The sequence below is a fragment of the Nocardiopsis sp. NPDC101807 genome (assembly GCF_044766605.1).
Classification (GTDB): Bacteria; Actinomycetota; Actinomycetes; order Streptosporangiales; family Streptosporangiaceae; genus Nocardiopsis; species Nocardiopsis tropica.
The window spans coordinates 708,769-734,174 of record NZ_JBIWMK010000002.1 but is presented as its reverse complement, the minus strand read 5'-3'; the positions used below and the strand labels follow the sequence as shown (position 1 = coordinate 734,174).

The window sequence follows — 25,406 nt, the reverse complement described above, 5'->3', positions numbered from 1 at the left end:
GCGCCCGCTGCGCGGCCGTGGCGGGCGACGGGCCCGCGCACGACTGCCTGAGCCGCACCCCCGCCGTACGGGACCACGCGATCGTCCTGTCGGCGGGGGTGCGCCCCGACCTGTCCGCCCTGCTGCCGCGCCGGTCCGCCGGGCGTACGGCCCGGAGCGGACGAGCGCCCCGGGGCCCGCACCACGCCGCCGACGTCCTCGACCCCGCCACCGCCCCGTCCGGGGGACCCGCAGCCGGGACCCCGCGGGGGGAGGACACCGTCCACGCCACGACCGCCCCTCCCCGGCGGCCGGGTTCTTCGACGGAGGCGGGGGACCGCCCGGGCCCCGGTCAGGCCGCTCTCCCGCGCCGGGGCCACCACGGCCGCGACGCCCACACGCCCAAAGCGGCTCCGGCCAGGATCATCCCCGCCGTGAACAGCCACTCGCGCGACCCCTCGGGGCCGTACACGCGGGTGGCCGAGCCGACGTCGTAGGAGGGGGTCTCGGCGCCGGTGACGCAGGAGGCGCGGTCGGCGCCGTGCAGGTAGACGTCCTCGCGCGCCGTCCCGCCGTCGTCGGGCACGTGCGTGCCGTAGCAGGTGCAGGACTCGTGGCCGAGGTGGCTCACGCACTCCACCCGGGACGCGGTGAACGTGCCCGGCTCGCCGTCCGCCGAGGCCGCCCGCGCGACCCGCTCCACGCTGGCGGCCCCCAGCCAGACCACGAGCACCGCGAGGAGGAGGACCACCGCGTTGAAGGGGCCCGGCACCGCCCCGCCCGGCCGCGTCACCGGACCGGGTCCCCCTCCCGGGCAGCGGCGCAGCCGCACGACATCGCCGCCGCCTCGTCCGGGCGCGGATGCGTGTGCAGGTACATCGCCACGACCATCGGAGCGAACACCAGGGCGTTGTACAGCAGGTGGAGCTCCACCCGGGGCACCACGAACTGGATGAGGCTCATCGGCGCGGCCCCTCCGCCCAGGTGCGACCCCGTCAGGGCCTGGAGCAGCAGGAGCAGGTGTTCCAGGTGGTGCCACACCTGGATCCAGAGGGAGGCGAGCCACCAGGAGCGGGAGCGCCCGGAGAACCCCGGCAGGAGCAGGAACAGCCCGACCAGCATGATCAGGGCGTAGCCGTAGTGCATCCACTCGGAGGTGACCAGCCACGGGAAGGGGATGCCCAGCACGCCCCGCGCCTCCGGCACGGGCCAGTCCAGGACGTAGATCTGCGCGGCCTGGACCAGGTGCTCGGCCCAGTGGGCGACCACGACCACCATGAACACCCACAGCGCCGTCCTGTGGCGGTCGCCGTTCACGGTGGCCAGCAGTCTGCCGCGGTGGTGCGTGGTCGGGTCCGGTCGGGCTGCCATGGGGGACTCCTCGGGTGTGTGGTCGGACGGGGTGCGGGGCGGTCGCGGACGGCGCGCCCGCGGGGGCGGGTCGCACCGCCCACGGACGGGCCTCAGGAGCCCGGGACCTCCGGCGGGGCGGTCCCCGGCGGTCCCGGCGGGGACCGGTGACGGGCGAAGGACAGCACGGCCGCGGTGAACGCGCGGGTGTCGCGCAGGTCGGCCAGGACGGCGTCCGCCCCCGCGCGGACGAGGGCGCCGGCGTCGGCGCGGCCGGTCGCCACGCCGAGCACGCGCGCGTGGCCGGCCGCCGCCACCGCGGCGTCGGACGGGGAGTCCCCGACCAGGAGGGTCTCCCCGGCCGGGAACCCCCGCCCGGCGCGGAGCCCGGCCGCGTGCCGCGCCTGGAGGACCACCCCGGCCTTGGTCGCGGCGGTGTCGCCGTAGCCCCCGCACGCCCACTCCACGTGCCGGTCGAGGCCGAAGGCGGCCAGCTTGGCGCGGGCGACGGAGCGCAGGTTGCCGGTGGCGACCCCGATCCGGACCCCGGGGAGGGCCGCCGCCGCGGCCATGGCCTCCCGCGCCCCGGGCAGGACGCGCCCCTGGGCGCGAAGGCCCTCGGGATCGCCCGCCACCAGGTCCCCGAACAGCTCCAGCGCGCGTCCGACCAGGGGACCGCCGGGGTCGGCCCCGTTGAGCCGCACGGTCTCGGCCATCGTGTGCGGTTCGGTCCGGCCCGCTCCCGACGGCGGCAGGACGGGGTCGGCCGCCCCCAGCAGCCGGGTCGCGACGGCCAGGTACGCGCGCCGGTCGAACCGGGTGGTGGTGACGAGCGTGTGGTCGATGTCCCAGAGGAGGAGCAGGGGCAAGGAAGGACCTCCAGTCGGCGTGCGGGCCGGTTCCCGGGCGACGGGGCGCCGCCTCAGACGAAGCCCTTCGTCCCGTCGGCGGGCGCCCACCCCGAGGCGAGGGCCTCCAGGGCCCCGTCGAACGCCGCGAGCAGTTCGTCGACGTCCCCGTCCCCGAAGACGAGCGGGGGGATGACCATGAGGGCCGGAACGGCGTTGAGCACCGACACCAGCACCCCCCGCTCCTCCAGCGCCAGGCGCGCCTTGTTGACGAACCACGGGTCCTCGGCCGCCGCGCCGGCGAACTCCACCGCGTACATCAGCCCGGCGCCCCGGACGGCGGACACCGCTGGGCGGCGGCGTGCCAGGTCCAGCAGGCCGGTGCGGAGCCGGTCGCCCTGGGCGGCCACGTTCGCGAACACCTTGCCGTCCTCCAGCGCCCGCAGGACGGCCAGGGCCGCGCTCAGCGCGACGGGGTGCCCGTCGTGGGTGGAGCCCGTGGCGAAGAACCGCTCCACCGGTGCGGCGAGCAGGGCGCGGTGGACCCGCTCCCCCAGGCAGACGGCGGAGAGGCCGGCGTACCCGCTGGTGAGGCCCTTGCCGAGGAGGAGGATGTCCGGGTCCAGGCCCAGTTGTGCGCTACGGGTGTAGTCGCCGGTCCGCCCCATGCCCGTGGTCACCTCGTCGACCACCAGGTGGATCCCGTGGGCGCGGCAGAAGGCCGACAGCTCCGCGGCCTGGCCGCGGGTGAGGACGTGGCCCCCCTCGCCGATGACGGGTTCCACGATGATCGCACTCACGCGCTCGGGGCCGTGGTCCTCCAGGAGCTCCAGCGCGCGCGCCATGTCCGCCGGCGCGGCGTCCTCGCCGTGGGGCGCCCGCGTGTGGATGACGTCGGGGAGCAGGGGGCCGGCGTGGTGGTGGAGGTAGGACAGTCCGGTGATGGCGCTGGCGCCCGGTCCGAAGCCGTGGAAGCCCCCCCACAGGCCCACCACCGCCGTGCGGTGCGGCTCGCCCTCCAGGAGGCGCAGGTGGCGGGAGAGCAGGACCGCGGTCTCCACGGCCTGGGCGCCGTTGCTCTGGAAACGGACGTGGTCGATCCCCTCCGGAAGGACCCGGACGAGGGCCTCGGCGCACTCCACGGCGATCCGCGCCGGGCGGCCGTAGCCCCACATGCTGCCGTAGGGGAGGCGGCCGACCTGCTCGCGCACGGCCTCGACCAGGCCGGGGTGCCCGTAGCCGAGGGTCACGTTCCAGAACCCGGACCTGGCGTCGAGGTACCAGCGGCCCGCGGCGTCGCGCACCCGTACCCCGTCACCCTCCACGATCATCTCGTCGGGCTCCAGGTAGGACAGGAACGCCTCCATGGAGGTGCTGTTCCACAGCGGGAACGCGTCAGGGGAGGTCAACGTGGTCCTCGATTCGCTCGTAGACGGACACGTTGTGCACGCTCTGGGAGGTGAAGGCCGAGCCGTCCCAGCCGCTCCACCGGTGGCGCAGGCGCAGGCCGGCGATCTGGGCCATGAGGTCGAGCTCGGCCGGCCAGGCGTAGCGGACCGGGACCGGGAGCAGGCGCACGCTCCCGTTCTCGAAGGAGATCTGCTGCATGAACATGCGCTGACCGGCGCGGTCGTGCTCCACGACCCACAGGCCCACCCGCTCGGCGCCGACGTGCTCGACGAACACGCCCTGCTGCTCGTCCTCGTCCATCCGGGGGACGCGGGCGGGCACCTCGACCACGAAGACGCCGCCGGGGCGCAGGCGCCGCGCGACGTTGGTGAAGCAGCGCACCTGCTCGGCCTGGGACTCCAGGAGGAACAGGGTGTTGTCGACGCACGTCACCAGGGAGAACTCGCCGTCCACGGGGACGTCGGCCAGGTCGCCCTCGACGACGGCGACCCGCTCGGCGCCCGGCTTGGCGGCCAGGCGCTCGATCATCTCCCGTGAGGACTCCACCCCCGTGACCGCCAGCCCCGACGCCGCGAGCGGCACCGCCACCCGGCCCGTCCCGACGCCCAGTTCGAGGACGGGGCCGCCGTCGGCGAGTTTACTCAGGGCGGACAGGCAGTCGGAGTCGCTTTCCTCGCCATACCAGGTGTCGAATACGTCGGCTATTCCATCGCCGTAATCGGCCTTTTCGTTCCGGCCGGTCCGCTTATCGCTCATACCGTGACACTAGGGTGGCGGGACGCCCTCCTCCATAGGGAATAGGTACCACAACCGCCCCGTATCCGGGACCGGCCCCGGAGCCTTCCGCCACCGGTCCCCGAACGCCGGACGGGGGCGGTCCGGACTCGGACCGCCCCCGTCGGGGACCTGTGACCGCCGGGTCAGCCCAGCATCTGCACCAGGCTCAGCCGGTGGTCCTCGGGGCTCTTGAAGTCGAACCACGCCAGGGCGTCCGGGATCTCCTGGCGCTCGCCGCACTCGACGTCCACCGAGGCCAGGCGCTTCTTCTCGGCGTCCAGGTCCTCGACCCCGAACAGGACCTTGGCCCCGGCCGCCTCGGCCTCCTCGTCACCCGTGGTCAGGAGCAGGCTCACGCCCTCGCGCAGGTCGAACTCCACGTCGGTGGGGGAGGGCTCCCCGGAGGGGCCGTGGCCCAGCACCTTCGTGTACCACGCGGTCGCCGCCTCCAGGTCCTTGACCGGGAGGTTGATGATGACGAGGGTGGGACTGAATTCTTCGCTCATGGTCTCCTCTTTCCCTGTTTCTCCCGTGCGCGCGGCATCGGGGCCGAACGCCGGGTCGGCACCGGCCAGACATTATCCAATCCGGCCCCGGAAAGTCCATTCGGCACTTCTGGTACCTAGGTGGTACCCATGATCTCTTGTGCCGCGCGGACCCCGCTTGATATTGCTCCGTTCATGCCGCTGTCGTGCGGACTGGTATGCTCCCCGGCGAAATGGCAGTCGCCTTCCGGAAGTGCTTCGACACCGGCCAGGGAGGCGAACTGGCCCGGTCGGTAGAACGCGTACGAACCGAGCGACCACGGATAAGCCGACCAGTCCCAGGTAACGGCGCGTCCGGTCCATGACGAGGCCACGCCCGGAACCAGGGAATCGAACTCGGCCAGGAACCGGTCCGCGACCGCCACGGGATCGGCGGAGGGGGCCGGTCCGGTGCGCAGGTTGACCAGCACGGCCGGCCCCCCGTCCCCCGGGAGGCCCAGGGTCTCGTCCCAGCACGACTGGAAGCCCCCGTCGGAGACGGCCGCCCCGTTGCAGCCGACCGAGGTCCACGGCCTCCCCGTGAACTCCATGTGCGTGCGCACCGCCGAGCCCATCCCCAGCTCACGGACCGCACGCATGCGGTCCGGTCCGAACTCCGCCCCCGACAGGTCCACGCGCGCCCCGAGGACGGAGAAGGGGACGGTCAGGACGGTGCGGTCCGGCCGGACCTCGAAGACCCCCCCGCCCCCGTCCAGGACCAGGACGGTGCGGCCGGCCCCGTCCCTGCGCAGGGCGACCAGTTCGTGGCCGAGCCTGATGCGGCCGGGCAGCCGGTCCGCGAGCAGCTCGGCCACACGCCCGGTGCCGCCCCGCACGGCGTACCGGGCGTCGGCCGGACCGAAGAGCCCGAACTCGCCGGGGGGGTTGGCGCCGAGCAGGGTGACCAGGTGGAGCGCGCTCAGCTCCGCGGCGTCGGCCCCCAGCTCCCAGGCGTAGGCGGTCCCGAGGAGGCGCGCCAGCCGGGTGCCGGGGACCGTGCGTCCGAGGTAGTCCTCCACGGACATGGCGTCCAGTTCCAGGGCGCGGGGGGTCATGCGGCCGCGGCCCGGCGCGGGGCCCGCCGCCTGCCGGTCGGCGCGCACGACCGGGTCCAGTTCGCGGTACTCCGCGTCGGCCTCCTCCAACGGGTAGGGCGCCCCGCCGATCCACAGCAGGGGCCCTGACCCCGCGTCCCGGGAGGCGTGCAGGTCGACCGTGTCCAGCCCCAGGCGGTCCAGGAGCCGCAGCAGCCGGGTGTCCCCCGAGTCGATCAGCTGGGCGCCGCGCTCGACGGTGCGGCCCCCGAAGGCGTCGACCGTCCAGCAGCGGCCGCCGACCCGGTCGGAGGCCTCGTACACCGTCACCTCGTGCCCGGCCCGTGTCAGCTCGTCGGCGCAGGCGAGCCCCGCCAGCCCCGCTCCCACAATGGCGATCATCCTTTTTTTATAGCTGTTCTCAGGCATGCGGTGTGCGACCGGATTCGGCGGACGGTACCTTTCTGGTACCGGTTGTATTCGATTCGGTACCTCCTTCCTATTGGGACGATTTGTAGAGGAACGTAGATTCGTCGGGTGCGATACAACCAGGGGCGGTGGTCATGTACCTAGGCCGGGCGAAAACGAACTTCCGATCCGTGTTGCAATTCCCCCTCGAGGAGACGACGTTCGGCTCCCGCGGGTTCGACCCGGGGGAGGCGGGGACGGTGGCCCGCCTGGAGGCCGCCGGCGCGGCGTTCCACCGGGGCTACGGCACGGCGCTCGACGACCCCGCCCGGGCCCCGGAGACCTTTCCCGAGCAGTACGGCCCCGACGCGGGCTTCGTCTACGAGGGGGCGGCCATGGCCCTGTGCCTGACCGACGCGCTCAGCGTCCCGCGCCGCACCGACTTCTCCCGCATGCTCCGCGGACGCGCCCGCCGCAGCCCCTACACGGCGCACGTCGGCGCGGGCTGGGCCCTGGCCCGCCTGCCGCGCGTGCTCTGGAGACCGGTCCTGCGCCAGCTCGACCCCCTCCTGGGCTGGCTCGCCTGGGACGGATACGGCTTCCACCAGGTGTTCTTCGGCGGCGCCGACCGGCGGCTGAGCGCGCCGCTGCCCGGATACGTCCGCCACGCCACCGCGCAGGGGGCGGGCCGCGCCCTGTGGTTCGCCCGGTGCGCCGAACCGGAGCGGATCGCCCGCTCCGTCGGCCGGGCCCCGCGCGGGTTCCACGGCGACCTGTGGAGCGGTGTCGCCCTGGCCGCCGCCTTCACCGGGGCCGCACCGGACCGGGCCCGCCGGCTCCTCGACGCCGCCGGGGGCCACGCACCCGCCCTGGCCCAGGGGGCCGCGTTCGCGGCCAAGGCCCTGGTGACCCTCGGGCCGGTCGCGCCGGACTCCGAGTCGGCGGTGCGGGCCCTGACGGGCCTCGGCCCCCGTGACGCGGCGGAGGTGACCGACGAGGAGCTGGCCGCGCTCCCGCCGTGGGGCCGTGACGCGCCCCGGACCGGGACGCCCGCCTACGCGGTGTGGCGGTCGCGGGTGGCCGCCCGGCTGACGGAGGGGGTCCCCAGTGCCCTCTGAGCGGACGCGGTCCCCCCGCCGGCCCCTGCGCGCACACGCGGCCAAGGGCGTCGCCCTGCTCCTGGTCGCCGCCGCCTTCCTCGTCGCACGGGTGCCCGAACCCGGTGCGGACGAGGTGGACGCCCTGGCCTCCGCCTTCTCCTTCACCCCCCTGGAACTCGAACCGCCCCCCGGGCTCCCCATGGGGGAGGACCGCGACCTGCACCCCGACTACGAGGGCATCCAGGCGTGGATGTCCAGCGTGGGCGCGGGCGTGGCCGTCACCGACCTGGACGGCGACGGGCTCATGAACGACCTGTGCTACGTGGACCCCCGCGTGGACCGGGCCGTGGTCGCCCCCGCCCCCACCGGCCCCTCCCGCTACGACCCCTTCGCCCTCGACACGGGCGGCCTGCCCTACGACGACACCATGGCCCCGATGGGCTGCCAGCCCGTGGACGCCGACGCCGACGGCCGCATGGACCTGCTCGTCTACTACTGGGGCCGCAGCCCCTCGCTGCACATGGCGGGCGGGGACGCCCCCTCCGCGGACGCCTACGAGGCCGTCGAACTCCTGGACGGCGGGTACGAGACCTGGCACTCCAACGCGGCCCTGACCGCCGACGTGGACGGCGACGGCACGCTCGACCTCGTCATCGGCAACTACTTCCCCGACGACGCGGCGGTCCTGGACACCTCCGGCGGGGGGCGGCCCACCATGCAGCACTCCATGTCCCGGGCCGCCAACGCGGGGGAGAACCGCCTGCTGCTCGGCTCCGCCGACCCCGACGGCCCCCTCTTCACCGAAGCCGGCGGGGTCCTGGAGGGCAGGGCGTCCACGGGCTGGACCCTCGCCCTGGGCGCGGCCGACCTCGACGGGGACATGCTCCCCGAGCTGTACGTCTCCAACGACTTCGGCCCCGACGTCCTGCTGCGCAACGACTCCGTGCCGGGCGACCCCTCGTTCACTGCGCTCGCAGGGACCTGGACGCCGACCACCGCCGGCTCCAAGGTCCTGGGGGAGGACTCCTTCAAGGGCATGGGCATCGACTTCGGAGACCTCGACGGCGACGGGCGCCTCGACATGGCCGTCAGCAACATCACCGAGGAGTTCGCCCTCTTCGAGAGCAACTTCATCTGGATGAACACCGCCGACGACGGCCTGATCGCCGACGGCAGGGCGCCCTTCCGCGACCGCAGCGAGCAGCTCGGCCTCGCCCGCTCCGGATGGGGGTGGGACATCCGCTTCACCGACCTCGACAACGACGGCCACAAGGAGGTCGTCCAGGCGACCGGCTTCGTCGCCGGGGAGGTCAACCGGTGGCCGGAGATCCAGGAGGTGGCCCTCGTCAACGACGAACTCCTCGCCGACCCCCGGGTCTGGCCCGACCTCGGCCCCGAGACCGACTTGTCCGGCGACGGGGGCCTGAGCTTCTTCGCCCGGGAAGGGGGACGGGGCCGCTTCGCCGAGATCGGCGACCACGTGGGCGTCGGCCGGAGCACGGTCAGCCGCGGCGTGGCCATGGCCGACACCGACGGAGACGGGCTCCTGGACATCGCGGTCGCCAACCAGTGGGACGCCTCGGTGCTCTACCGCAACGACTCCCCCGACCCCGGCGCCTCCCTCTCGCTCAACCTCGTGCGGCCCGCCGAGCACGGCACCACGCCCGCCGTCGGCACCGCCGTCCGCGTGACCGCGCCCGACGGAAGGGTCCACGTCGCCCAGGTCGACGGCGGCAACGGGCACTCCGGCAAGCACGCGCCCGAACTCGTCATCGGCCTCGGCGAGGCCGACGACGAGGACCCCGTCCCGGTCGAACTGACCTGGCGCGACGACCGGGGGCGCGTCCACACGGCCGAGGCCACCCTGACCCCCGGCCGCCACACCGTCGTCCTGACCGACGGCGCCGAGACCTCCGAGACCGGCACCGGGAGCGGATCATGACCGAACTCCGAGTACGAGCGGCCGACCGCGAGGACGGCGGCCCCGCCCCGTCGCCGCCGCCCGCGCGCGACGTGCGCCTCACCGCCCTGCGCCGCTTCGCCGTCGCCATCACGGTCCTCAACGTCCTCGGCTACGCCTACCTGGGCTTCGAGCCGATGGTCGCCGTCCCCCTCGCGGCCCTGGCCACCGCCTACACGATGGAACTGGGACTGGAGTACCTGGACGCGCGGCTCAACGGCCGCCGCCCCAAGTTCCTCGGGGGCGCGCGGACCCTCGTCGACTTCCTCCTGCCCGCCCACATCACCGCCCTCGCCGTCGGGATGCTCCTCTACTCGGGGGAGCGGGTGTGGCCGGTCGTCTTCGGCGTCGTCGTCGCCCTGGCCTCCAAGACCGTGCTGAGGGTCGACACGGGCAAGGGCGTCCGCCACTTCCTCAACCCCTCCAACTTCGGCATCGCCGCGACCCTGGTCACCTTCACCTGGGTCGGCATCGCCCCGCCGTACCACTTCACGGAGAACGTGTCCGGGGTCTGGGACTGGATCCTGCCGGCCGTCATCCTCACCACCGGCAGCCTGCTCAACTTCAAACTCACCAAGCGCGGATGGCTGGTCCTCGCGTGGCTGGGCGGCTTCGCCCTCCAGGGCGTCGTACGGGCGGTGCTCCTCGACGCCTCCCTCGCCGCCGTCCTGGGACCCGTCACCGGACTGGCCTTCGTGCTCTTCACCTTCTACATGGTCACCGACCCCGCCACCACGCCCTCCAGCCCCAGGAACCAGGTGTTCTTCGGATTGTCGGTCGCGGGGCTCTACGGGGCGCTCACCGCGGCACACGTCGTCTTCGGGCTGTTCTTCGCCCTGGTGGCCGTGTGCGCGGTCCGGGGCCTGTACCTGTACGGACTCTCGAAGTGGGGGAAGGGCCGATGAACGGCGTCGCGATCGTGGGCATGGCGTGCACCTACGGAGGGGCCTCCAGCCCCGCCGAGCTGTGGGACAACGCGCTCTCCGGACGGCGCGCCTTCCGGCGCATCCCGGCCGAGCGGCTGGACCTCGCCGACTACCTCGGGGAGTCGGGGACCGACCCCGACCGGATCTCCGTCACGCACGCCGCCGTCCTGGAGGACTACGAGTTCGACCGCGCCGCCTTCGGGGTGGCCGGCCCCACCTACCGCGCCACCGACCTCACCCACTGGCTGGCCCTGGACACCGCCTCCCGGGCGCTCTCCGACGCCGGCCTGGACCCCGCCGCGGGCGCGGCCGACACGTCGGTTTTCGTGGGCAACACCCTGACCGGCGAGTTCACCCGGTCGCACGTGCTCCGGACCCGCTGGCCCTACGTCCGCCGCGTGGTCGCCGGCCTGCTGGCCGAACGCGGGGAGACCGACCCCGGCCTCCTGGACGACCTGCGCGACCGCTTCCTGGAGCCCTTCCCCGAACCGGACGGCGACACGCTCGCAGGCAGCCTGTCCAACACCATCGCGGGGCGCATCTGCTCGCACTTCGGCTTCGGCGGCGGCGGGTACACGGTGGACGGGGCCTGCGCCTCCTCCCTCCTCGCGGTCGTCCACGGGTGCCGGGAGATCACCGAGGGCCGGGCCCGCACCGTCGTCGCCGGCGGGGTGGACCTGAGCATCGACCCCTTCGAGCTCGTGGGCTTCTCCCGGGCGGGCGCCCTGGCCCGCGACCGCATGCGCGTCTTCGACCGCGGCTCCTCGGGGTTCCTGCCGGGCGAGGGCTGCGGCATGGTGGTCCTGACCCGGCTGGAGGACGCCCAGGCCCTGGGTCTGCGCCCCTACGCGGTCCTGCGGGGCTGGGGGGTGTCCTCGGACGGCACCGGCGGCATCACCAGGCCCGAGAGCGAGGGGCAGCGCCTCGCCCTGGACCGCGCCTACCGCGAGGCCGGCTTCCACGCGCGGACCGTGTCCTACTTCGAGGCGCACGGCACCGGCACGGTCATCGGGGACCGGGCCGAGCTGCAGGCCCTCGCGGGCCTGGTCGGGGAACCCGGCGACGGTCCGCCGCCCGCCGTGGGCTCGGTCAAGGCGCTCATCGGCCACACGAAGGCCGCCGCGGGCGCGGCCGGCCTCATCAAGGCCGTCATGGCGGTCCACACCCAGGTCGTCCCGCCCACCGCCGGGTGCGAGGACCCCGTCGAGGAGCTCTCCGGGGACCGCGCCCGCCTGCGCACGGTCCGCGAACCCGAGCCCTGGCCGCAGGACAGGCCCCTGCGGGCCGGTGTCAGCTCCATGGGCTTCGGCGGCATCAACGCCCACGTCGTGGTCGAGGGGCTGGCCGCCCACCGGCGCACCGGACTGGACACGCGCACCGCCACCCTGGGAGGCACCCCCCAGGAGAGCGAACTCCTCGTGTTCTCCGCGGACTCCGCCGAGGAGCTCCGGGAGAGGATCGAGGACGCCGCCCGCGCGGCCGACACGCTGTCCTACGCCCAGTACACCGACCTGGCGGCCGAACTCTCCCGCACCCGCGGCGGCGGGGCGCACCGGGCCGCGGTCACCGCCGCGCCGGACGCCGGGCTCCCCGGCCTCCTGCGGCGGGCCGCGGACGCGGTCGCCGCCGGCCGCCGCACCCTCGGCCCCGACGTCTTCACCGCACCGCCCGGAAGGGGCGGTGCGAGGATCGGCCTGCTGATGTCGGGACAGGCGGCCTCGGCCGGGCGCACCGGAGGCGCGCTGGCACGGCGGCTGCCCGCCGTCGCCGACCTCTACGAGGGGGCGGACCTGCCCGAGGGCGATCCGGCCGCCGACACCTCCGTCGCCCAGCCCCGCATCGTCGCCGCGTCCCTGGCCTCGATCAGGGCGCTGGACGCCCTGGGCATCAGCGCCGACCTGGCGGTCGGCCACAGCCTGGGCGAACTCACCGCCCTGGCGTGGGCGGGCGCCCTCTCCGAGGCCGACCTGGCGGCCGTCGTACGCGAACGGGGCGGGGCGATGGCCGCACTGCCCGGGGACCACGGGGCCATGGCCGCCCTGGCGATGCCCGAGGACCGGGTGCGGCCGCTCCTCCCCGACGGCGTCGGTGTCGCCTGCCTCAACGCCCCCGGGGCCACGGTGGTCTCCGGCGGCACCGCGGCGGTCGACCGTGTGGTCCGGGAACTGGACGGCCTGCGCCTCCCGGTCTCCCACGCCTTCCACTCGCCGCTCGTGGCCGGGGCCGCCGCCGACCTGCGCAAGGCGCTGGACGCCGCCGAGGTGAGGGCCCCGCGCCGACCCGTGTACTCCACCGTCACCGGGGAACTGCTCGCCCCCGGGACCGACCTGCGCGAACACCTGGTCCGCCAGACCACCGCCCCCGTCCTCTTCGACCGGGCCATGCAAGCCGCCGCCGGGACCGACCTGTGGATCGAGGCCGGACCCGACACCGTCCTCACCCACCTGGCCCGGGGACGGGGCGCCCCGGCCTTCGCCGTCGAGGCCGGCTCCGACGGGATCGGCGGACTGCTGCGCTGCGCCGCCGCGGCCTGGGCCCTGGGCCGGGACGTACGCGTCGAGGCACTGTACGAGCACCGCTTCCTGCGCCCGATCGACCCCGGCCGGCCCCGGCGCTTCCTCGCCAACCCCTGCGAACGGGCCGCGCCCGCCGCGGCGCCCGAGCCCGAGCGCCGGCCCGCCCCCGCGCCCGGAGCCGCCGCCGAGGAGGCCGCCGGGACGGCCCCGGCCGACGTCATCCGGGCCGTGGTCGCCGAACGCGCCGAACTCCCCCTCGCCTCGGTCACCGGGGACACCCGGCTGCGCGCCGACCTGCACCTGAACTCCATCACCGTCGCCCAGCTCATCGCCGAGGCGGCCAGGAGGCTCTCGCTGCCCGTCCCCGCGCACCTCACCGAGCACTCCGGGGCCACCATCGCGCAGATCGCCGAACTCCTGGCGGAGGGCCCGTCCGCCGGGACGGACCCCGGCACGGCCGACACCGTCGCGGGCGTCGCCCCCTGGGTGCGCGTGTTCACCGTCGACCACGTCCGGACGCGCCCCCTCCGCGCGGGGACCGGGGGGCCGCGCACGGCGCCGGCCGGCGGCGGGGCGGGGGGCGGCGCCCACGTCGTCGCCCGCGACGACGACGCCCTCGGCGCCGCCCTGGCCCTGCGGGACCTGGGGGAGGGCACCCTCGTCCTGCGGCCGGCCCGCGACGACGACCCCCTCGCCTGCCTCGACCTGGTCGCCGAGGCGGCCAAGGCCCTCACCGGGGCTCGGCGCCTCCTCGTCGTCCAGGACGCCGACGGTCCCGCGCACGCCACGGCGGCCGGGTTCGCCCGCAGCGCCCACCTCGAACTCGGCGTGCCCGCCGCCGTGGTCACCGTTCCCGCGCGGTCCCCGGGGGCCGCCGACCTGGTGGCGGCCGAGGCCGCCTCCCTGGCCGAGCACGGCGGCTACACCGAGTGCCGCCACCACCCGGACGGGACGCGCACCGAGCCGCGGCTGCGCCACCGCCCCCTGGCGGAGCCCCCCGCCGGGGACGGCTTCCCCGGCCCCGGCGACGTCCTCCTCGTCACCGGCGGGGGCAAGGGCATCGGGGCCGAGTGCGCGCGCACCCTCGCCGTGCGCACCGGGGCGCGGATCGCCGTCCTGGGGCGCTCGGACCCCGCGGACGACCCCGAACTGGCGCGCAACCTCGCCCGGTTCGAGGAGGACGGCGTGGACCACGCCTACCAGCGGGCCGACGTGCGCGACCCCGACTCGGTGAGGCGGGCGGTGCACGCCGCCGTCGACGCGCTCGGCCCGGTCACCGGCGTCCTGCACGGCGCGGGGGCCAACGAGCCCGCGGCCCTGGCCGACCTGGACCCGGGCGCTCTCGAGCACGCCGTCGCACCCAAGGTCTCCGGCCTGCTCAACCTCCTCGACGCGCTCGACCCCGGCCCCCTGCGCCTCTTCGTCTCCTTCGGCTCCCTCATCGCCCGCACCGGCCTGCCCGGCGAGGCCCACTACGCCCTGGCCAACGAGTGGCTCGGCGCCCTCACCGAGGAGGTCGCCTCCCGTGTGGAGGGCTGCCGCGCCCTCGCCGTGGACTGGTCGGTGTGGTCGGGGGCCGGGATGGGCGAACGCCTGGGGACCCTGGACGCGCTGGCCCGGCGCGGCATCGACCCCATCCCGCTCGACACCGGACTCGACCTGCTCCACCGGCTCATCGCCTCGCCGGACGTCTCGGGCGGCGTCGTCGTGACCGGACGCTACGGCGACGCGCCCACCCTGCGGTCGGAGGAGGCGGAACTGCCCATGCTCCGCTTCCTCGAACGCCCCCGCAGGGTCGTCCCGGGGGTCGAGGCCGTCGCCGACACCGTCCTGCGCGCCGACACCGACCCCTACCTGGAGCACCACGAGTTCGAGGGGGACAGGCTCCTGCCCGCGGTGCTGGGCATGGAGGCCATGGCACAGGCGGCCTCCGTCCTGACCGGCACGCGCGAGCACCCCGTCCTGGAGGACCTGAGGCTCACCGCGCCGGTGGTCGTCGGACGGGGGGAGGAGGTCACCCTCCGGGCGGCCGCGCTCGCCCTGCCCGACGGCGCCGTCCGCACGGTCCTGCGCAGCTCCGCCACCGGCTTCGCCGTGGACCACTTCACCGCGGTCCTGCCGCCCCCGGGCACGCCGGACACGGGCCGCCGGGTCGTGCTGCCCGTGGTCCCGGACGCCCCGGTGCCGGTCCGTCCCCACGAGCACCTGTACGGACGCCTCCTCTTCCAGGACGGCCCCCTGCGCCGCGTCGGCGCCTACCGGCGGCTCACCGGGTACGACTGCGTCGCGGACCTGGAGGAGGGGCCCGGCGGCTGGTTCGCCCCCCACCTCCCCGGGCGCCTGCTCCTGGGCGACCCGGGGCGCCGGGACGCGGCCCTGCACGCGCTCCAGGCGTGCCTGCCCGGCACCCGCCTGCTCCCGGTGGGCGCCGAGCGCGTCACGATCCTGGACACCGCGTCCGCCCCGGCCCTGCTCCACGCCAGGGAACGCCACGCGGAGGGCGGCCGGCACGTCTTCGACCTGGAGCTGACCGGCGCCGACGGGGCCGTGCTCGAACGCTGGGAGGGGCTGGCCCTCAACGTCATGGGCCCCGGGCCGCTCCCGGTCGGCGTCGAACTCCTCGGCCCGCACCTGGACCGCAGGGCGGCCGAGGTCACCGGGGTCGCGGGGGTGCGGGTGGCCGTCGAGCGGGGGGACACCCAGGTGCGCAGGCGCGCCCGTGCCGTCCACCGCCTCCTCGGCACCGGCGTCACGGTCCGCGGGAGGCCCGACGGCCGCCCCGAGCTGTCCACCGGCGACCAGGTCTCGGTCACCCACTGCGGTGCGGTCACCATGGTCGCCACCGCACCCGTCCCCGTGGGGGTGGACCTGGTGTGGATGCCCGACACGGCCGAGGCGCGCGTGCGCTGGGACGACGTCCTCGACCCCGGCGCGCTCGCACTGCGCGACGCCCTCGCCGACCGCGACCCCGGGCGCGGACGCGACGAGCACGCGGCCGTGGTCTGGGCCGCTTCGGAGGCCCTGCGCAAGTGCGCCGGCCGCCCCGGCGGCCCCATGACCCTGCGGAACCTGGACGGGCCGTGGATCATCCTGTCCGGCGGCGGGGCCACCGTCGCCGTCCACCACGACGGCGACGACGTCGCCGCCGTCGCGGTCCGGGGAGGCACCGGTGCCTGAGAGCTTCGAGTACCGGCACGTCGTCACCCTCGACGAGACCAACCAGCTGGGCAACGTGTACTTCGCCCACTTCCTGCGCTGGCAGGGGCACTGCCGGGAGCTCTTCCTGCGCAGGACCGCCCCCGAGGTCGTCTCCTCGCTGGACCACGAGCACGCCCTCGTCACCGTCCGGGCCGAATGCTCCTACCTGGACGAGCTCTACGCCTTCGACGAGGTCAGCGTGCGGATGCGGGTCGCCGAGGTCGTCCAGAACCGCATGACCCTCTCCTTCGAGTACTGGCGGGCCTCCGGTCGACAGGACCTGGTCGCCCGCGGAGAGCAGCAGCTCGCCTGGCTGAAGAGGTCCGGGGACGGCTTCGCGCCCGTCCCCGTCCCGGAGGTGCTGCTCCGCGCAATCGACGCCTACCTGGCCGAACCGGTCCGGACGGGATGGCGCGCATGATCCAGACCGGAACAGATGCTGATTCGTCACCGACGAGGAGCGTGAGATGACCACCACCGACACGTTGAAGGACCGCCTGCGGGCCGCCGACCCGGCGCTCGCGGCCGAACTGCTGCACTCCAAGACCAGCCACCTGGTCGACGTCATGATCCCCCGCCGCGAGCTCAGCGACGGCAGCCTGGGGTTCAAGGCGAGGGTCCGGACCACCATCACCCTCAAGTTCGGGGGGGACGCCTCCGCGGACACCCCCGAGGAGGTCATCACCCTGGTGGCCGAGGAGTCCGAGATCAGGCTGCACGACCCCGTGCTGACCCTGGACGGCGCCCTGCGGCTGGACCTGGAGACCATCACCTACGACGCCGTCGGCACCAGCGAGGTGCTGTGGCCGGGCGAGCGCGTCCGGCTGCGCGTGGGCCGCGGGCTCGACCCGATGATGCGCCCCACCTTCGGGCGCCTGGAGATCGACCCCCTGGTCAACTTCGGCACCGACCCGGTGCGCAGCGTCCAGGAGGTGTACGTCGAGGCGGACACCCCCCTGGGCACCCTGCACAACCGCCTGCCGGCGGTCATGCACTGCGACCTGACCTCCATCCCGCCGATCGGCCAGCCCTACGTCCAGCAGGGCCAGGTCGCGCTGTACGACGCCGACGGACAGGTCGTCTGCATGAAGACCACGACCGAGAGCGAGCTCACCGCACTGGTGGACTAGGGCCCTTCCCCTGAACCGGCCCCGGGTCCGCCCGGCGGCCCGCACCGGGCGACCGCCCGGACGCGCGGACGCCGCCGGGCGGGCGCCCGGACCGCCGGGTCGGGCCCTTCCCACACCGGACCCGTCCCCGACCACGGGGAGGGCCCGGCACACCGGTCCCTGCAGTGGGGCCGGGGGGTCCTCACCGGCCCCCCGGCCCGTCGTCCCCACGGAGAGGCGCCATGCGGATCCTGTTCACCACCCTGCCGGTCGAGACCCACCTGCGACCGCTCGTCGCGGTCGCGGAGACCGCCCTGGCCCGGGGGCACGACGTGGCCGTCTGCGCCCCCGAGTCCTTCCGGGACGAGGTCGACCACTACGGCCTGCCCTTCCTCCCCGCCGGGAAGGACTGGATCACCGGCATGCTCGCCCCGCTCTTCGACTCCGAACGCATCCCCCCGGACCAGGTCGACGCCCTGATGCGCCGGCTCGTCTCCGAGGGACTGCCCGGCGACGGCGCCCTCGCCACCGCCCGCGACGTGCTCGGCCACATCCGCGAAGGCGGCGCGGACGCGGTGGTGCGCGAGGCCTACGACATGGGCGGCTACCTCGCGGCCGAGGCCGCCGGGATCGCCCACGCCTCCGTCGGCGTGGTCGGCCGGGTCACCGAGTTCCTGGCCCCGGACCTCCTCGCGCGGCCCCTGGACGAGCACCGCGCGGAGCTCGGACTGCCGCCCGACCCCCGGGCCGAACGCCTCTACGCCCACCTGCACGCCCACCTCATGCCCCCCGGCTACGACCCGGCCGAGACGGCCATCCCCACGCTCCGCTGCTACCGGCACCGCACGGTGGACCGCCCCGGCGACCGGCTGCCGTCCCTGATCGGAGGGCTCGACCACTCCCTCCCCCTGGTCTACGCCAGCCTCGGCACCGTCGCACCCCTGTTCAGGGCCGCGGACACACGGCTGCGCTCCATCATCGACGGACTCGGCGAGGTCGCCTGCGAGGCCGTCGTCGCCGTCGGCCGCGGACGGTCCCGGGACCTCGGCCGCTCGGCCCCGCCCAACGTCCGCGTCGTGGACTTCGTCGCCCAACCCCTCCTCCTGGACACGGCCGACCTGCTGGTCACCCACGCCGGCTTCACCAGCGTCAGAGAGGCGCTGCGCGCGGGCCTGCCCATGGTCGCGATCCCCTGGATCGCCGAGAACCACCTGGTCGCCGCCAGGTGCGAGGAGCTCGGCCTGGCCCGGCGCCTGGACTGGGAACACCTCGACGCCGGGGGCGTGGCGGCCGCCTGCCGCGAGGTGCTGGCCGACCCCTCCTTCCGGGCGCGGGCCAGGGGGGTGCAGCGCGACATGCTCGCCCTGCCCTCCCTGGACACGCTCGTCACCGACGTCGAGGAACTGGCCGCCGGGGCGGCGCGGTGACCGCCTTCCACGTCGTCGGCGGGACCTACACCGACGACGTCTACTGGGTCGGGTCCGAACTCGACTTCGACGTCAGCCTCACCGCCTCCGGCCACGAGCGGACCCCCGGCGGCCCGGGCGCCTGCCTCGCCCTCGCGCTGCGCCGCCTCGGCGCCGACGTGGAGCTCACCACCGCCCTGGGCGACCAGGAGGACAGCGCCCGGGCGCTGTCGCTCCTGGAGTCGGAGGGCGTCCGCGTCGGCCCCCGCCGGGGCACCGGGCCGCTGGACCACACGGTCACCCTGGTCACGCCCAGCCTGGAGTCCGTCACCGTCACCCGCAGGGAGCAGCCCCCCCTGGAAGCGGCGCACGCCCCGGCCGCGGCGCCCCGGCCGGACACCGTCCTCGTCGTCTGCTCACCGAGCCGGCTCTCCACCCTCGCCCACCGGGCACGCGGCCGCCGCCTCGTGCTCGTCCCCCACCTCACCCAGTGCCGCGAACTCGCGGCCATGCACCCCGGTCGGCGCGCCGACCTGCTCGGGGCGGTCGACCTCCTGGTCGCCAACCGCCGCGAGTTCGACCTCCTCGCACCGCTGCCCGAGATCTCCCTCGTCGGGGCCGTCGCGGTCACCAGCGGCGCGGGCGGGAGCGTCCTGCGCACCGGGGGCCGGAGCCTGCGCCAGCCCGCCCTGTCCCGCGGCGGGACGCCCCGCAACCCCAACGGCGCGGGGGAGGCGTTCACCGCCGCACTGCTGGTGGCCAGGGCCTCCGGCGCCGACTGGGAACCCGCGCTCAGGGCCGCGGCGGTCCACGCCGGACGCCACGTCTGCCGACGGTCCTCGCTCTCCTTCCCCCGCAGCAGCCCCCGTGAACTGGTCGCGTCCGGACTGACCCCCACAGAGACGGAGCCCGCGTATGGTTGACCGCCCCCACGTCCTGGTCGTGGACGAGTTCCTCGCCAGAGGACGCAGCCTGGCCGAGGAGCTCTCCCGGGCCGGGCTCGACAGCTCGGCGGCGGCCGACCCCCCGCAGACCTGCGACGGCGCCGACGTCGTCCTGGTCGAGGCCGCCCACCCCCGCCGTATCGAGATCATCGGCCGGTGCGCGGGCGGGGACGGCCCCGCCGCCCTCGTGATCGGATCCGGCGTCTGCCACGAGGCCGTCCTGCACTGCCTGGAGGCGGGCGCGGTCGGCTTCGTGTCGGCGGAGGAGAGCACCGAGAGCCTCGTCGGCGCCCTGCGCGACGTCGTGCGCAGGGGTGCCCTGGGGGGCCGGCGCCTCACACGGCGCCAGACCCAGGTGCTGGCCCTCGTCGCGGTCGGCCTCCCCAACAGGGAGATCGCCACCCGGCTGGGGATACGCCACCACACCGTCAAGAACCACGTGCAGAGCATCCTGGGCAAGCTCGGCGTCGGCAGCCGCACGGCCGCCGTGGTGGCGCTGACCGGGGGCGGGCGGGGGAGCGTGGGCCATGGGCACGCCTAGGCCGGACAAGGCCGAGGACCTCGACGGCCTGCGTCGGCTGGGGGACCGGGCGCGCTCCTCCGGGCTGCGCACCGCCCTGTGCCACGGCTGCTTCGACCTGCTCCACGTCGGCCACGTCCACCACTTCCACGAGGCCGCGGCCCTGGCCGACCTGCTGGTCGTCAGCGTCAGCGCCGACGCCGCGTGCGCGAAGGGGCCGGGCCGCCCCCTGTACGGCGTCGCCGACCGGACCGCCCTGATCGCGGCGCTGGAGGCCGTCGACCACGTCCACGCCGCCGAGGACAGCGGCCCGACGCGCGTCATCGAGGCGCTGCGCCCCGACCTGTACGTCAAGGGACCGGACTACGCGCGCAACCCCTGTGTGCGCCTGCGGGCCGAATCGGCGCTGGTCGAACGGCTGGGAGGCCGCACGGTCTTCACCGACGGGGCCGTCACCGCGTCCTCGACCGCGCTCCTGAGGAGGCTCCATGCGTAGCGCCCCGCACCCGGTCGCCGGACGGCGCGTGCTGGTCACGGGCGGCGCCGGGTTCATCGGCAGCCACGTCGTGCGACGCCTGGCGGAGGCGGGCGCGGAGGTGACGGTGCTCGACTCCCTGGACGCCTACGCCTTCGACCAGGCGGAGAGGTTCGGCGTCGGCGCTCTGGCGGAGGTCGTCAGGGGGGACGTCACCGACGCCGGGACCACGGGGCCGCTGGTCGCGCGCAGCGACGCGGTGGTCCACGCCGCGGCCCTGGCCGACGTCGCCGCGTGCACGGCCGAGCCCGACCGCGACTTCGCCAGCATGAGGGCCACCCAGGTGGTCCTCGAAGCGGCCCGGCGGCACGGGACGGGGCGCGTCGTCCTGACCTCCTCCGCCCAGGTGTACGGCGACGTCCCGGCGCGGGGCGACAGGTTCCACGAGGACGACCCGCTGGGGGAGCCCGGCATGCTCTACGCCAACTCCAAGGGCTGGTCGGAGCGCCAGGCGCGGCTCTACGGGGCCCAGTTCGGGGTGCCGGTCACCGTCCTGCGCTATTTCAGCGTCTACGGGCCGCACCAGGTGCCCAAGGCGGGCAGCCACAGCTGGTGCGCGGCGATCTTCTGCGTGCGGGCGCTGCGCGGCCTGCCCCTGGTGGTCCACGGGGACGGCGCGCAGGTGCGCGACATGGTCTCGGTGACCGACGTGGCCGCCGCGACGGCGGAGGCGGTGACCGCGCCCCGGGCGGCCGGGCGCACCGTCAACGTCGGAACCGGGCGGGCCACCCCGATCGCGGAGCTCGCCCGGACCGTGGCGGACCTGGTGCCGGGGGTCCGGGTGACCCGCGGCGCCCGCCCGGCCGGGGACCCCGACGGCGGAGCGGCCGACACCGCCCGCCTGCGCGACCTGCTGGGGTTCGAGGCGCGGACGACGCTGGCCGACGGCCTGCGGCACTACCTCGACTGGGCGCGGGCCAACCCGGACCTGTTCGGGGAGCGCCCGTGAGCGGGGCCGGCCCCCGGCCGCGGCGGCACGGGGGCGACGCGGACCCGCACGAGCACTCGATCCCCCCGTCCTACTTCGACGGCCGCTACGCCGAGTCCCCCGACCCGTGGAACCTGTCGGTGCGCTGGTACGAGCGCAGGAAGTACGACCTGACCCTCGCCAGCCTGCCCCGGAGGCGCTACGCCTCCGGATACGAGCCCGCCTGCTCGATCGGGGTGCTCACACGGGGGCTCGCCGGGCGCTGCGACCGCCTGCTGGCCGTGGACAGCGCGCCCGTGGCGGTCGAGGCCGCCACGGCCGCGCTGGCGGACTCACCGCACGTGAGCGTGCGCCGGTCGGTGCTGCCCCGGGACCTGCCCGACGCCTCCTTCGACCTCGTGGTCCTCTCCGAGTTCCTGTACTACTTCGCCCCCGACGACCTCGAGCTCCTCTCGAAGGGCCTCGGGGACCGGCTGCGGCCCGGCGGCCACGTCGTCTGCGTGCACCGGCGGAGCACGGCGCCGGGGCAGGGGTGGGACGGCTTCAACGCGCACCGGGTGGTGGAGGGGCGCCTGGGGCTGGACACGGTCATGAGCCTCGACGATCCAGGCTTCGAGATCGTCGTCCTTGAGCGTCGGAAGGGGTGACCGCCGACCAGCCGACGAGCTCGTGGGCCCGCGCGGCGGCCTCGCCCCGCCGCTTGGCCCCGAGCTTGCGCAGGATGTTGTGCACGTGGTTCTTGACGGTGCGCAGCTCGATGAAGAGCTCGCGCGAGATCTGCTGGTTGGACGCCCCGAGGGAGATGAGGGACAGGACCTCCTGCTCCCTCCGGGTCAGGTGGACGGCGGGTTTCTGCTCGGGCGCCTGGGAGGCCATGAGGCCGATGTGCCGCCACAGCTGGAAGGCGATGTCCGGGGAGCAGTGCATCTCCCTGCGGACGGCGGCCCGCGTGCTCCTGACGACGTCGTCGATGTCGCCGCTGAGGGGCACGTAGCCCGCCGCACCGGACTCGGCGAGCCCGATGACCCGTTTCTCGGTCTCCTCGACCCCCAGGGCGATGACGGCCAGGGGGACCTTGGACAGGGAGGAGATCACCTGCTCGACGTTGGGGGCGCTCGCGTTGATCAGGGCGGCGTCGTATCTGCGTGCCTCCGCATGTGTGTGGTCATTGATTTCTCTTAATGAGCATAACGTGACTTCGTTGATGTCCACATGTCCCCGAAGGCGTCGGGCGAGGGGCTCCGCGTAGAGTCGGGCATTGTCGATCAGCAACAGGTGCATGCGGCGTCTGCTTTCCAACGTGGCGGGTACCAGGCGGTGACCGTATCCTCGAACCGGAGTGGGTAACAGAGTAGGAAGTCCGGCATTCACTTGTCCATTGACAGTTTTCGCTTCCGTGTCAAGGCGGTGTCGGCCGGAAGAAGGCGCGACCCCCGGCCGGAAGCGCTCGGCCGGGGGTCAAGGGGCAGGTCAGGACGGTTACGGCAGGGTGTAGGTCAAGGTCACGTGGGCCTCGGGGGTGCCGTCGGTGAGGATCTGCCCGCAGCCGCTGAGTCCTGCCAGGTCGCCGCTCGCGGACCCGTCCACGACGCACCACTCCGCGCTGATGGCGCCCCCGGGGTCGGCGGTGCCCCACGCGTCCATCGCGAAGGTGCCCTGGACGCCGTTCAGGGACCCGACGAACCTCCCCGCGCCCTCGCTGGTCGCGCCGCCGGAGGCGTCCACGAGGTCCAGGTAGACGTGGTACCCCTTGCCGTCGAGGTCGCCGACGAAGTCGGTCTGGAAGACGGTGTTGAGGATCTGCGTCCCGCTGGGGTCGTCGGGGGGGCCGATCTCCTCGACGGTCTGGTCGAGGAGGTGGACGACGGCGGTGGCGGTCTGCTCCTGCGAGGGGCTGGGGCCGGGGCCGGGGGTGGGTCCGGTGCTGGGCTGGGCGCTCGGGCCCGGGGTCGCGCCGGGGCCGGGCCCGGGGCCCTGGGTCGGGGAGGCGGTGCCGCCGTCGGGCGGGGTCGGGCCGTCTCCCGGGTCGGCCCACACCGGTGAGCAGGCCGTCAGGAGCGCCGCCGCGGCTCCGGCGGTCAACAGGGGGGTCGCTCTCGCGAAGTCTCTGCCGCAGATTCTCATGCCTACTCCTCCGCACCGGGGGTGGATCGTCATTCACCCTGGAAATGAACATAGGGAACATTTCGGACGGTCGCATGAGTCGTTGGATACGGCAGGGGCCTAGATCTCGGATCCTCACCTTCCGTTTCTGTCCCATTACTTTTTGCATGGTGTCCGCCTATTTTCTCCGGTGCTTTTCCTTGGGAATTCCTCGGGAGGGGCGAGGGAATCCCCCGGCGGGGAGGAAAAGGAATTCCGGTTCGCGGTCCCCGGCTTGTGGGGGAAGCGTTTTCCGGACGGCGGCGCGGGGGCGGCGGCCCCGTGGCGGCGCGCGGGCCCCGGCCGCGGCGTGCGGCCGGGGCCCCGGTGTCAGGAGGGGTTGCGGGCCAGGACGAGGTCGGTCAGCTCCTGGCTGGGGAAGTCCATGACGACGACGCCCGTCCGGGGCGCCCGCGAGGAGCGCAGGTGGTCCGCGGCGTAGGAGTTGACGCCCCGCTGCCCCAGGGCGCCCCACGCGACGTCGCGGGGGTTGGCCCACGGGGCGCCGCTGCCGCTCAGGTGGTTGACGTACAGCAGGTCCGCGGGGCCGCCGGCCGCCGCGTCGAAGTGCGCCCGGGCGCTGTCCCACTTCGCGGGGATGTCGAAGAGCGTGGGCACGCGGTAGTCGTCCTGGACGCTGAGCGCGGGCCCGTTCCAGTGGACGCCGTAGGAGCGGGAGGCGGCGAAGTCCTGCACGATGACGATCCGGCCCCGGACCTCGCCCAGGTCGGGCACCCGGTTCCCGTCCCCGTCCGGCGTCCACAGGCGCTCCGTCAGCACGTCGCGGGTGTCCGGGTTCTGTCCGATGTAGTGGTCCAGCGTCTCCTCGTAGCTGCGGGTGTTCTCCTCCTCGGTGTGCTCCTTCTTGAGCCGCATGAGCACGGTCTCGGTCGGGTTCCGTTCGAGGAAGGCGCCCACGTCGGCGACCACGTCGGTGAAGTTGAGGTGCAGGTACTCGGCCCCGTGGTGGATGGGGAACGCGTCGCGGTAGTGGCGCGTGCGCACGTCGAGGAAGCGCACGCCGGAGTCGAGCTGCTGGGCGATGGTCAGATCCTGGGTGCGGGACCACACGGAGCCGCGCCAGGCGCCGCTGTCGTGCGTGCCGGGCACCGACAGCGCGGACAGGCTCGCGCCGTCGGGCAGCGCCGCCATCCAGGAGGAGTGCCCGGCCAGGGGGGCCGGGGCCGGGGCCGCGGAGGCGGGGGCCGTCGGGGTCAGGAGGGCGGGCAGGACGAGGAGGGCGGACAGGGCCGCGGCCACCAGGGAGGCGGATCCGGAGGCGAGGGTGGGGCCGGGGGAGGGGAGCATGGGGGCTTCCTTCGGTCACGGGACGGGCGCGCCGCCGGGGCGCGTCCGGAACGCCGTCCACACTGCCACGGCGCGACCGTCCTGACACCCCCTGTAGGCGTCCGTCGCCCGCCCCCGCCGCCGGCCCGGACGGTTCTGGACCCCAAGGTGAATCTACGTCGTAAAGGCGGGGTTCGTGATGACCCGTCCACCCCACGAGTTGTGACGAACACGGTCCGCGGAAGCACCGGATTCCGTAGGGTGGTCCCTGCGCGTACGCGCGCGTGCCGGTGCGGGGCAGCGTGGACGGATGCCCCGCACCGGCCCCTCCCGTGTCCTGCCCCCGCGTCCTCCCGGGCCGGGGCCGGGCGCCCTGACGCTGAGCCGCGTGCCGCGGCCGACGAGACGCGCCCCCGGTGTCCTCCCGGGCGGGCCCGGGGGCCGCGGCGTCGGGCCGTGCCGCGTCGCGCGCCCCACCATGGCCGTCCCGGACCCCGGGGGAGCG

Annotated in this window: 22 protein-coding genes; 12 read left to right on the top strand and 10 right to left on the bottom strand. The window is 74.8% G+C overall.

The window, feature by feature from the left end; genetic code table 11:
- Nucleotides 1-331: 331 nt before the first annotated feature.
- The 7 genes from ACIRPH_RS08440 to ACIRPH_RS08410 form a co-directional block, all read right to left on the bottom strand.
- A complete protein-coding gene (locus tag ACIRPH_RS08440) occupies nt 332-772 on the bottom strand; it encodes a hypothetical protein (protein WP_402911029.1) in 441 nt (146 codons plus the stop codon).
- Entirely contained in the window at nt 769-1,350 is a 582-nt protein-coding gene (locus ACIRPH_RS08435) for a hypothetical protein (RefSeq protein WP_402911027.1), read from the bottom strand. Before ACIRPH_RS08435 ends, ACIRPH_RS08440 begins: the two co-directional genes overlap by 4 nt.
- A gap of 92 nt (nt 1,351-1,442) precedes the next feature.
- Nucleotides 1,443-2,198, bottom strand: coding sequence for an HAD family hydrolase (locus ACIRPH_RS08430; RefSeq protein WP_402911025.1), 756 nt, complete (start codon nt 2,196-2,198; stop codon nt 1,443-1,445).
- 53 nt (nt 2,199-2,251) lie between these two features.
- Nucleotides 2,252-3,586, bottom strand: coding sequence for an aspartate aminotransferase family protein (locus ACIRPH_RS08425; RefSeq protein ID WP_402911023.1), 1,335 nt, complete (start codon nt 3,584-3,586; stop codon nt 2,252-2,254).
- Complete coding sequence (locus ACIRPH_RS08420) at nt 3,573-4,343, bottom strand: class I SAM-dependent DNA methyltransferase (RefSeq protein ID WP_402911021.1); 771 nt, start codon at nt 4,341-4,343, stop codon at nt 3,573-3,575. Before ACIRPH_RS08420 ends, ACIRPH_RS08425 begins: the two co-directional genes overlap by 14 nt.
- Before the next feature lie 164 nt (nt 4,344-4,507).
- On the bottom strand, nt 4,508-4,870 hold the full coding sequence (locus ACIRPH_RS08415; protein ID WP_330161201.1) for a VOC family protein: 363 nt from the start codon (nt 4,868-4,870) through the stop codon (nt 4,508-4,510).
- A gap of 116 nt (nt 4,871-4,986) precedes the next feature.
- Nucleotides 4,987-6,324: a flavin monoamine oxidase family protein gene (locus ACIRPH_RS08410; RefSeq protein ID WP_402911019.1), complete on the bottom strand. Its 1,338-nt coding sequence runs from the start codon at nt 6,322-6,324 to the stop codon at nt 4,987-4,989.
- A 197-nt stretch (nt 6,325-6,521) separates the two neighbouring features.
- Here ACIRPH_RS08410 and ACIRPH_RS08405 point away from each other — a divergent pair, with 197 nt between their 5' ends.
- The 12 genes from ACIRPH_RS08405 (at nt 6,522) to ACIRPH_RS08350 (ending at nt 22,119) form a co-directional block, all read left to right on the top strand.
- On the top strand, nt 6,522-7,448 hold the full coding sequence (locus ACIRPH_RS08405) for a DUF1702 family protein (protein ID WP_402911017.1): 927 nt from the start codon (nt 6,522-6,524) through the stop codon (nt 7,446-7,448).
- Nucleotides 7,438-9,372 (top strand): FG-GAP repeat domain-containing protein, encoded by a 1,935-nt coding sequence (locus ACIRPH_RS08400; RefSeq protein ID WP_402911015.1) that lies wholly within the window; start codon nt 7,438-7,440, stop codon nt 9,370-9,372. Before ACIRPH_RS08405 ends, ACIRPH_RS08400 begins: the two co-directional genes overlap by 11 nt.
- Nucleotides 9,369-10,295: an enediyne biosynthesis protein UnbU gene (locus ACIRPH_RS08395; RefSeq protein WP_402911014.1), complete on the top strand. Its 927-nt coding sequence runs from the start codon at nt 9,369-9,371 to the stop codon at nt 10,293-10,295. The genes ACIRPH_RS08400 and ACIRPH_RS08395 overlap by 4 nt, the downstream gene beginning before the upstream one ends.
- A complete protein-coding gene (locus ACIRPH_RS08390) occupies nt 10,292-16,009 on the top strand; it encodes an SDR family NAD(P)-dependent oxidoreductase (protein ID WP_402911013.1) in 5,718 nt (1,905 codons plus the stop codon). Before ACIRPH_RS08395 ends, ACIRPH_RS08390 begins: the two co-directional genes overlap by 4 nt.
- Nucleotides 16,002-16,451 carry an acyl-CoA thioesterase gene (locus ACIRPH_RS08385; RefSeq protein WP_402911010.1) on the top strand — a complete coding sequence of 150 codons (450 nt, stop codon included), beginning with the start codon at nt 16,002-16,004 and terminating at the stop codon, nt 16,449-16,451. Before ACIRPH_RS08390 ends, ACIRPH_RS08385 begins: the two co-directional genes overlap by 8 nt.
- A 46-nt stretch (nt 16,452-16,497) precedes the next feature.
- Entirely contained in the window at nt 16,498-17,160 is a 663-nt protein-coding gene (locus ACIRPH_RS08380) for a hypothetical protein (RefSeq protein ID WP_267944660.1), read from the top strand.
- 221 nt (nt 17,161-17,381) lie between these two features.
- The gene (locus ACIRPH_RS08375) at nt 17,382-18,566 is read left to right on the top strand and encodes a glycosyltransferase (protein WP_402911008.1); all 1,185 of its coding nucleotides are present in this window, start codon (nt 17,382-17,384) and stop codon (nt 18,564-18,566) included.
- Entirely contained in the window at nt 18,563-19,468 is a 906-nt protein-coding gene (locus ACIRPH_RS08370; protein WP_402911005.1) for a carbohydrate kinase family protein, read from the top strand. The genes ACIRPH_RS08375 and ACIRPH_RS08370 overlap by 4 nt, the downstream gene beginning before the upstream one ends.
- Nucleotides 19,461-20,030, top strand: a complete 570-nt coding sequence (locus ACIRPH_RS08365; RefSeq protein WP_402911002.1) for a LuxR C-terminal-related transcriptional regulator — start codon at nt 19,461-19,463, stop codon at nt 20,028-20,030. Before ACIRPH_RS08370 ends, ACIRPH_RS08365 begins: the two co-directional genes overlap by 8 nt.
- A complete protein-coding gene (locus ACIRPH_RS08360) occupies nt 20,017-20,505 on the top strand; it encodes an adenylyltransferase/cytidyltransferase family protein (protein ID WP_402910999.1) in 489 nt (162 codons plus the stop codon). Before ACIRPH_RS08365 ends, ACIRPH_RS08360 begins: the two co-directional genes overlap by 14 nt.
- On the top strand, nt 20,498-21,493 hold the full coding sequence (locus tag ACIRPH_RS08355; protein WP_402910996.1) for an NAD-dependent epimerase/dehydratase family protein: 996 nt from the start codon (nt 20,498-20,500) through the stop codon (nt 21,491-21,493). Before ACIRPH_RS08360 ends, ACIRPH_RS08355 begins: the two co-directional genes overlap by 8 nt.
- Nucleotides 21,490-22,119 carry an SAM-dependent methyltransferase gene (locus ACIRPH_RS08350; protein WP_402910994.1) on the top strand — a complete coding sequence of 210 codons (630 nt, stop codon included), beginning with the start codon at nt 21,490-21,492 and terminating at the stop codon, nt 22,117-22,119. The genes ACIRPH_RS08355 and ACIRPH_RS08350 overlap by 4 nt, the downstream gene beginning before the upstream one ends.
- On the opposite strand, the gene ACIRPH_RS08345 is transcribed toward ACIRPH_RS08350, so the two are convergent.
- From ACIRPH_RS08345 to ACIRPH_RS08335, 3 genes are all read right to left on the bottom strand, one after another.
- Nucleotides 22,061-22,753, bottom strand: a complete 693-nt coding sequence (locus ACIRPH_RS08345; protein ID WP_402910992.1) for a LuxR C-terminal-related transcriptional regulator — start codon at nt 22,751-22,753, stop codon at nt 22,061-22,063. The genes ACIRPH_RS08350 and ACIRPH_RS08345 overlap by 59 nt on opposite strands.
- 198 nt (nt 22,754-22,951) lie before the next feature.
- Nucleotides 22,952-23,596 (bottom strand): DUF3224 domain-containing protein, encoded by a 645-nt coding sequence (locus ACIRPH_RS08340; RefSeq protein WP_402910989.1) that lies wholly within the window; start codon nt 23,594-23,596, stop codon nt 22,952-22,954.
- A gap of 348 nt (nt 23,597-23,944) precedes the next feature.
- Nucleotides 23,945-24,922, bottom strand: coding sequence for a phosphatidylinositol-specific phospholipase C (locus tag ACIRPH_RS08335; RefSeq protein ID WP_402910986.1), 978 nt, complete (start codon nt 24,920-24,922; stop codon nt 23,945-23,947).
- Nucleotides 24,923-25,406: the final 484 nt, after the last annotated feature.

Bases quoted from the DNA above. Each gene is read 5' to 3' on its own strand.
- ACIRPH_RS08435 (WP_402911027.1), bottom strand. From the start codon at position 1,350: ATGGCAGCCCGACCGGACCCGACCACGCACCACCGCGGCAGACTGCTG.
- ACIRPH_RS08420 (WP_402911021.1), bottom strand. From the start codon at position 4,343: ATGAGCGATAAGCGGACCGGCCGGAACGAAAAGGCCGATTACGGCGAT.
- ACIRPH_RS08415 (WP_330161201.1), bottom strand. From the start codon at position 4,870: ATGAGCGAAGAATTCAGTCCCACCCTCGTCATCATCAACCTCCCGGTC.
- ACIRPH_RS08410 (WP_402911019.1), bottom strand. From the start codon at position 6,324: ATGATCGCCATTGTGGGAGCGGGGCTGGCGGGGCTCGCCTGCGCCGAC.
- ACIRPH_RS08395 (WP_402911014.1), top strand. From the start codon at position 9,369: ATGACCGAACTCCGAGTACGAGCGGCCGACCGCGAGGACGGCGGCCCC.
- ACIRPH_RS08390 (WP_402911013.1), top strand. From the start codon at position 10,292: ATGAACGGCGTCGCGATCGTGGGCATGGCGTGCACCTACGGAGGGGCC.
- ACIRPH_RS08380 (WP_267944660.1), top strand. From the start codon at position 16,498: ATGACCACCACCGACACGTTGAAGGACCGCCTGCGGGCCGCCGACCCG.
- ACIRPH_RS08375 (WP_402911008.1), top strand. From the start codon at position 17,382: ATGCGGATCCTGTTCACCACCCTGCCGGTCGAGACCCACCTGCGACCG.
- ACIRPH_RS08365 (WP_402911002.1), top strand. From the start codon at position 19,461: ATGGTTGACCGCCCCCACGTCCTGGTCGTGGACGAGTTCCTCGCCAGA.
- ACIRPH_RS08360 (WP_402910999.1), top strand. From the start codon at position 20,017: ATGGGCACGCCTAGGCCGGACAAGGCCGAGGACCTCGACGGCCTGCGT.
- ACIRPH_RS08355 (WP_402910996.1), top strand. From the start codon at position 20,498: ATGCGTAGCGCCCCGCACCCGGTCGCCGGACGGCGCGTGCTGGTCACG.
- ACIRPH_RS08345 (WP_402910992.1), bottom strand. From the start codon at position 22,753: ATGCACCTGTTGCTGATCGACAATGCCCGACTCTACGCGGAGCCCCTC.
- ACIRPH_RS08340 (WP_402910989.1), bottom strand. From the start codon at position 23,596: ATGAGAATCTGCGGCAGAGACTTCGCGAGAGCGACCCCCCTGTTGACC.
- ACIRPH_RS08335 (WP_402910986.1), bottom strand. From the start codon at position 24,922: ATGCTCCCCTCCCCCGGCCCCACCCTCGCCTCCGGATCCGCCTCCCTG.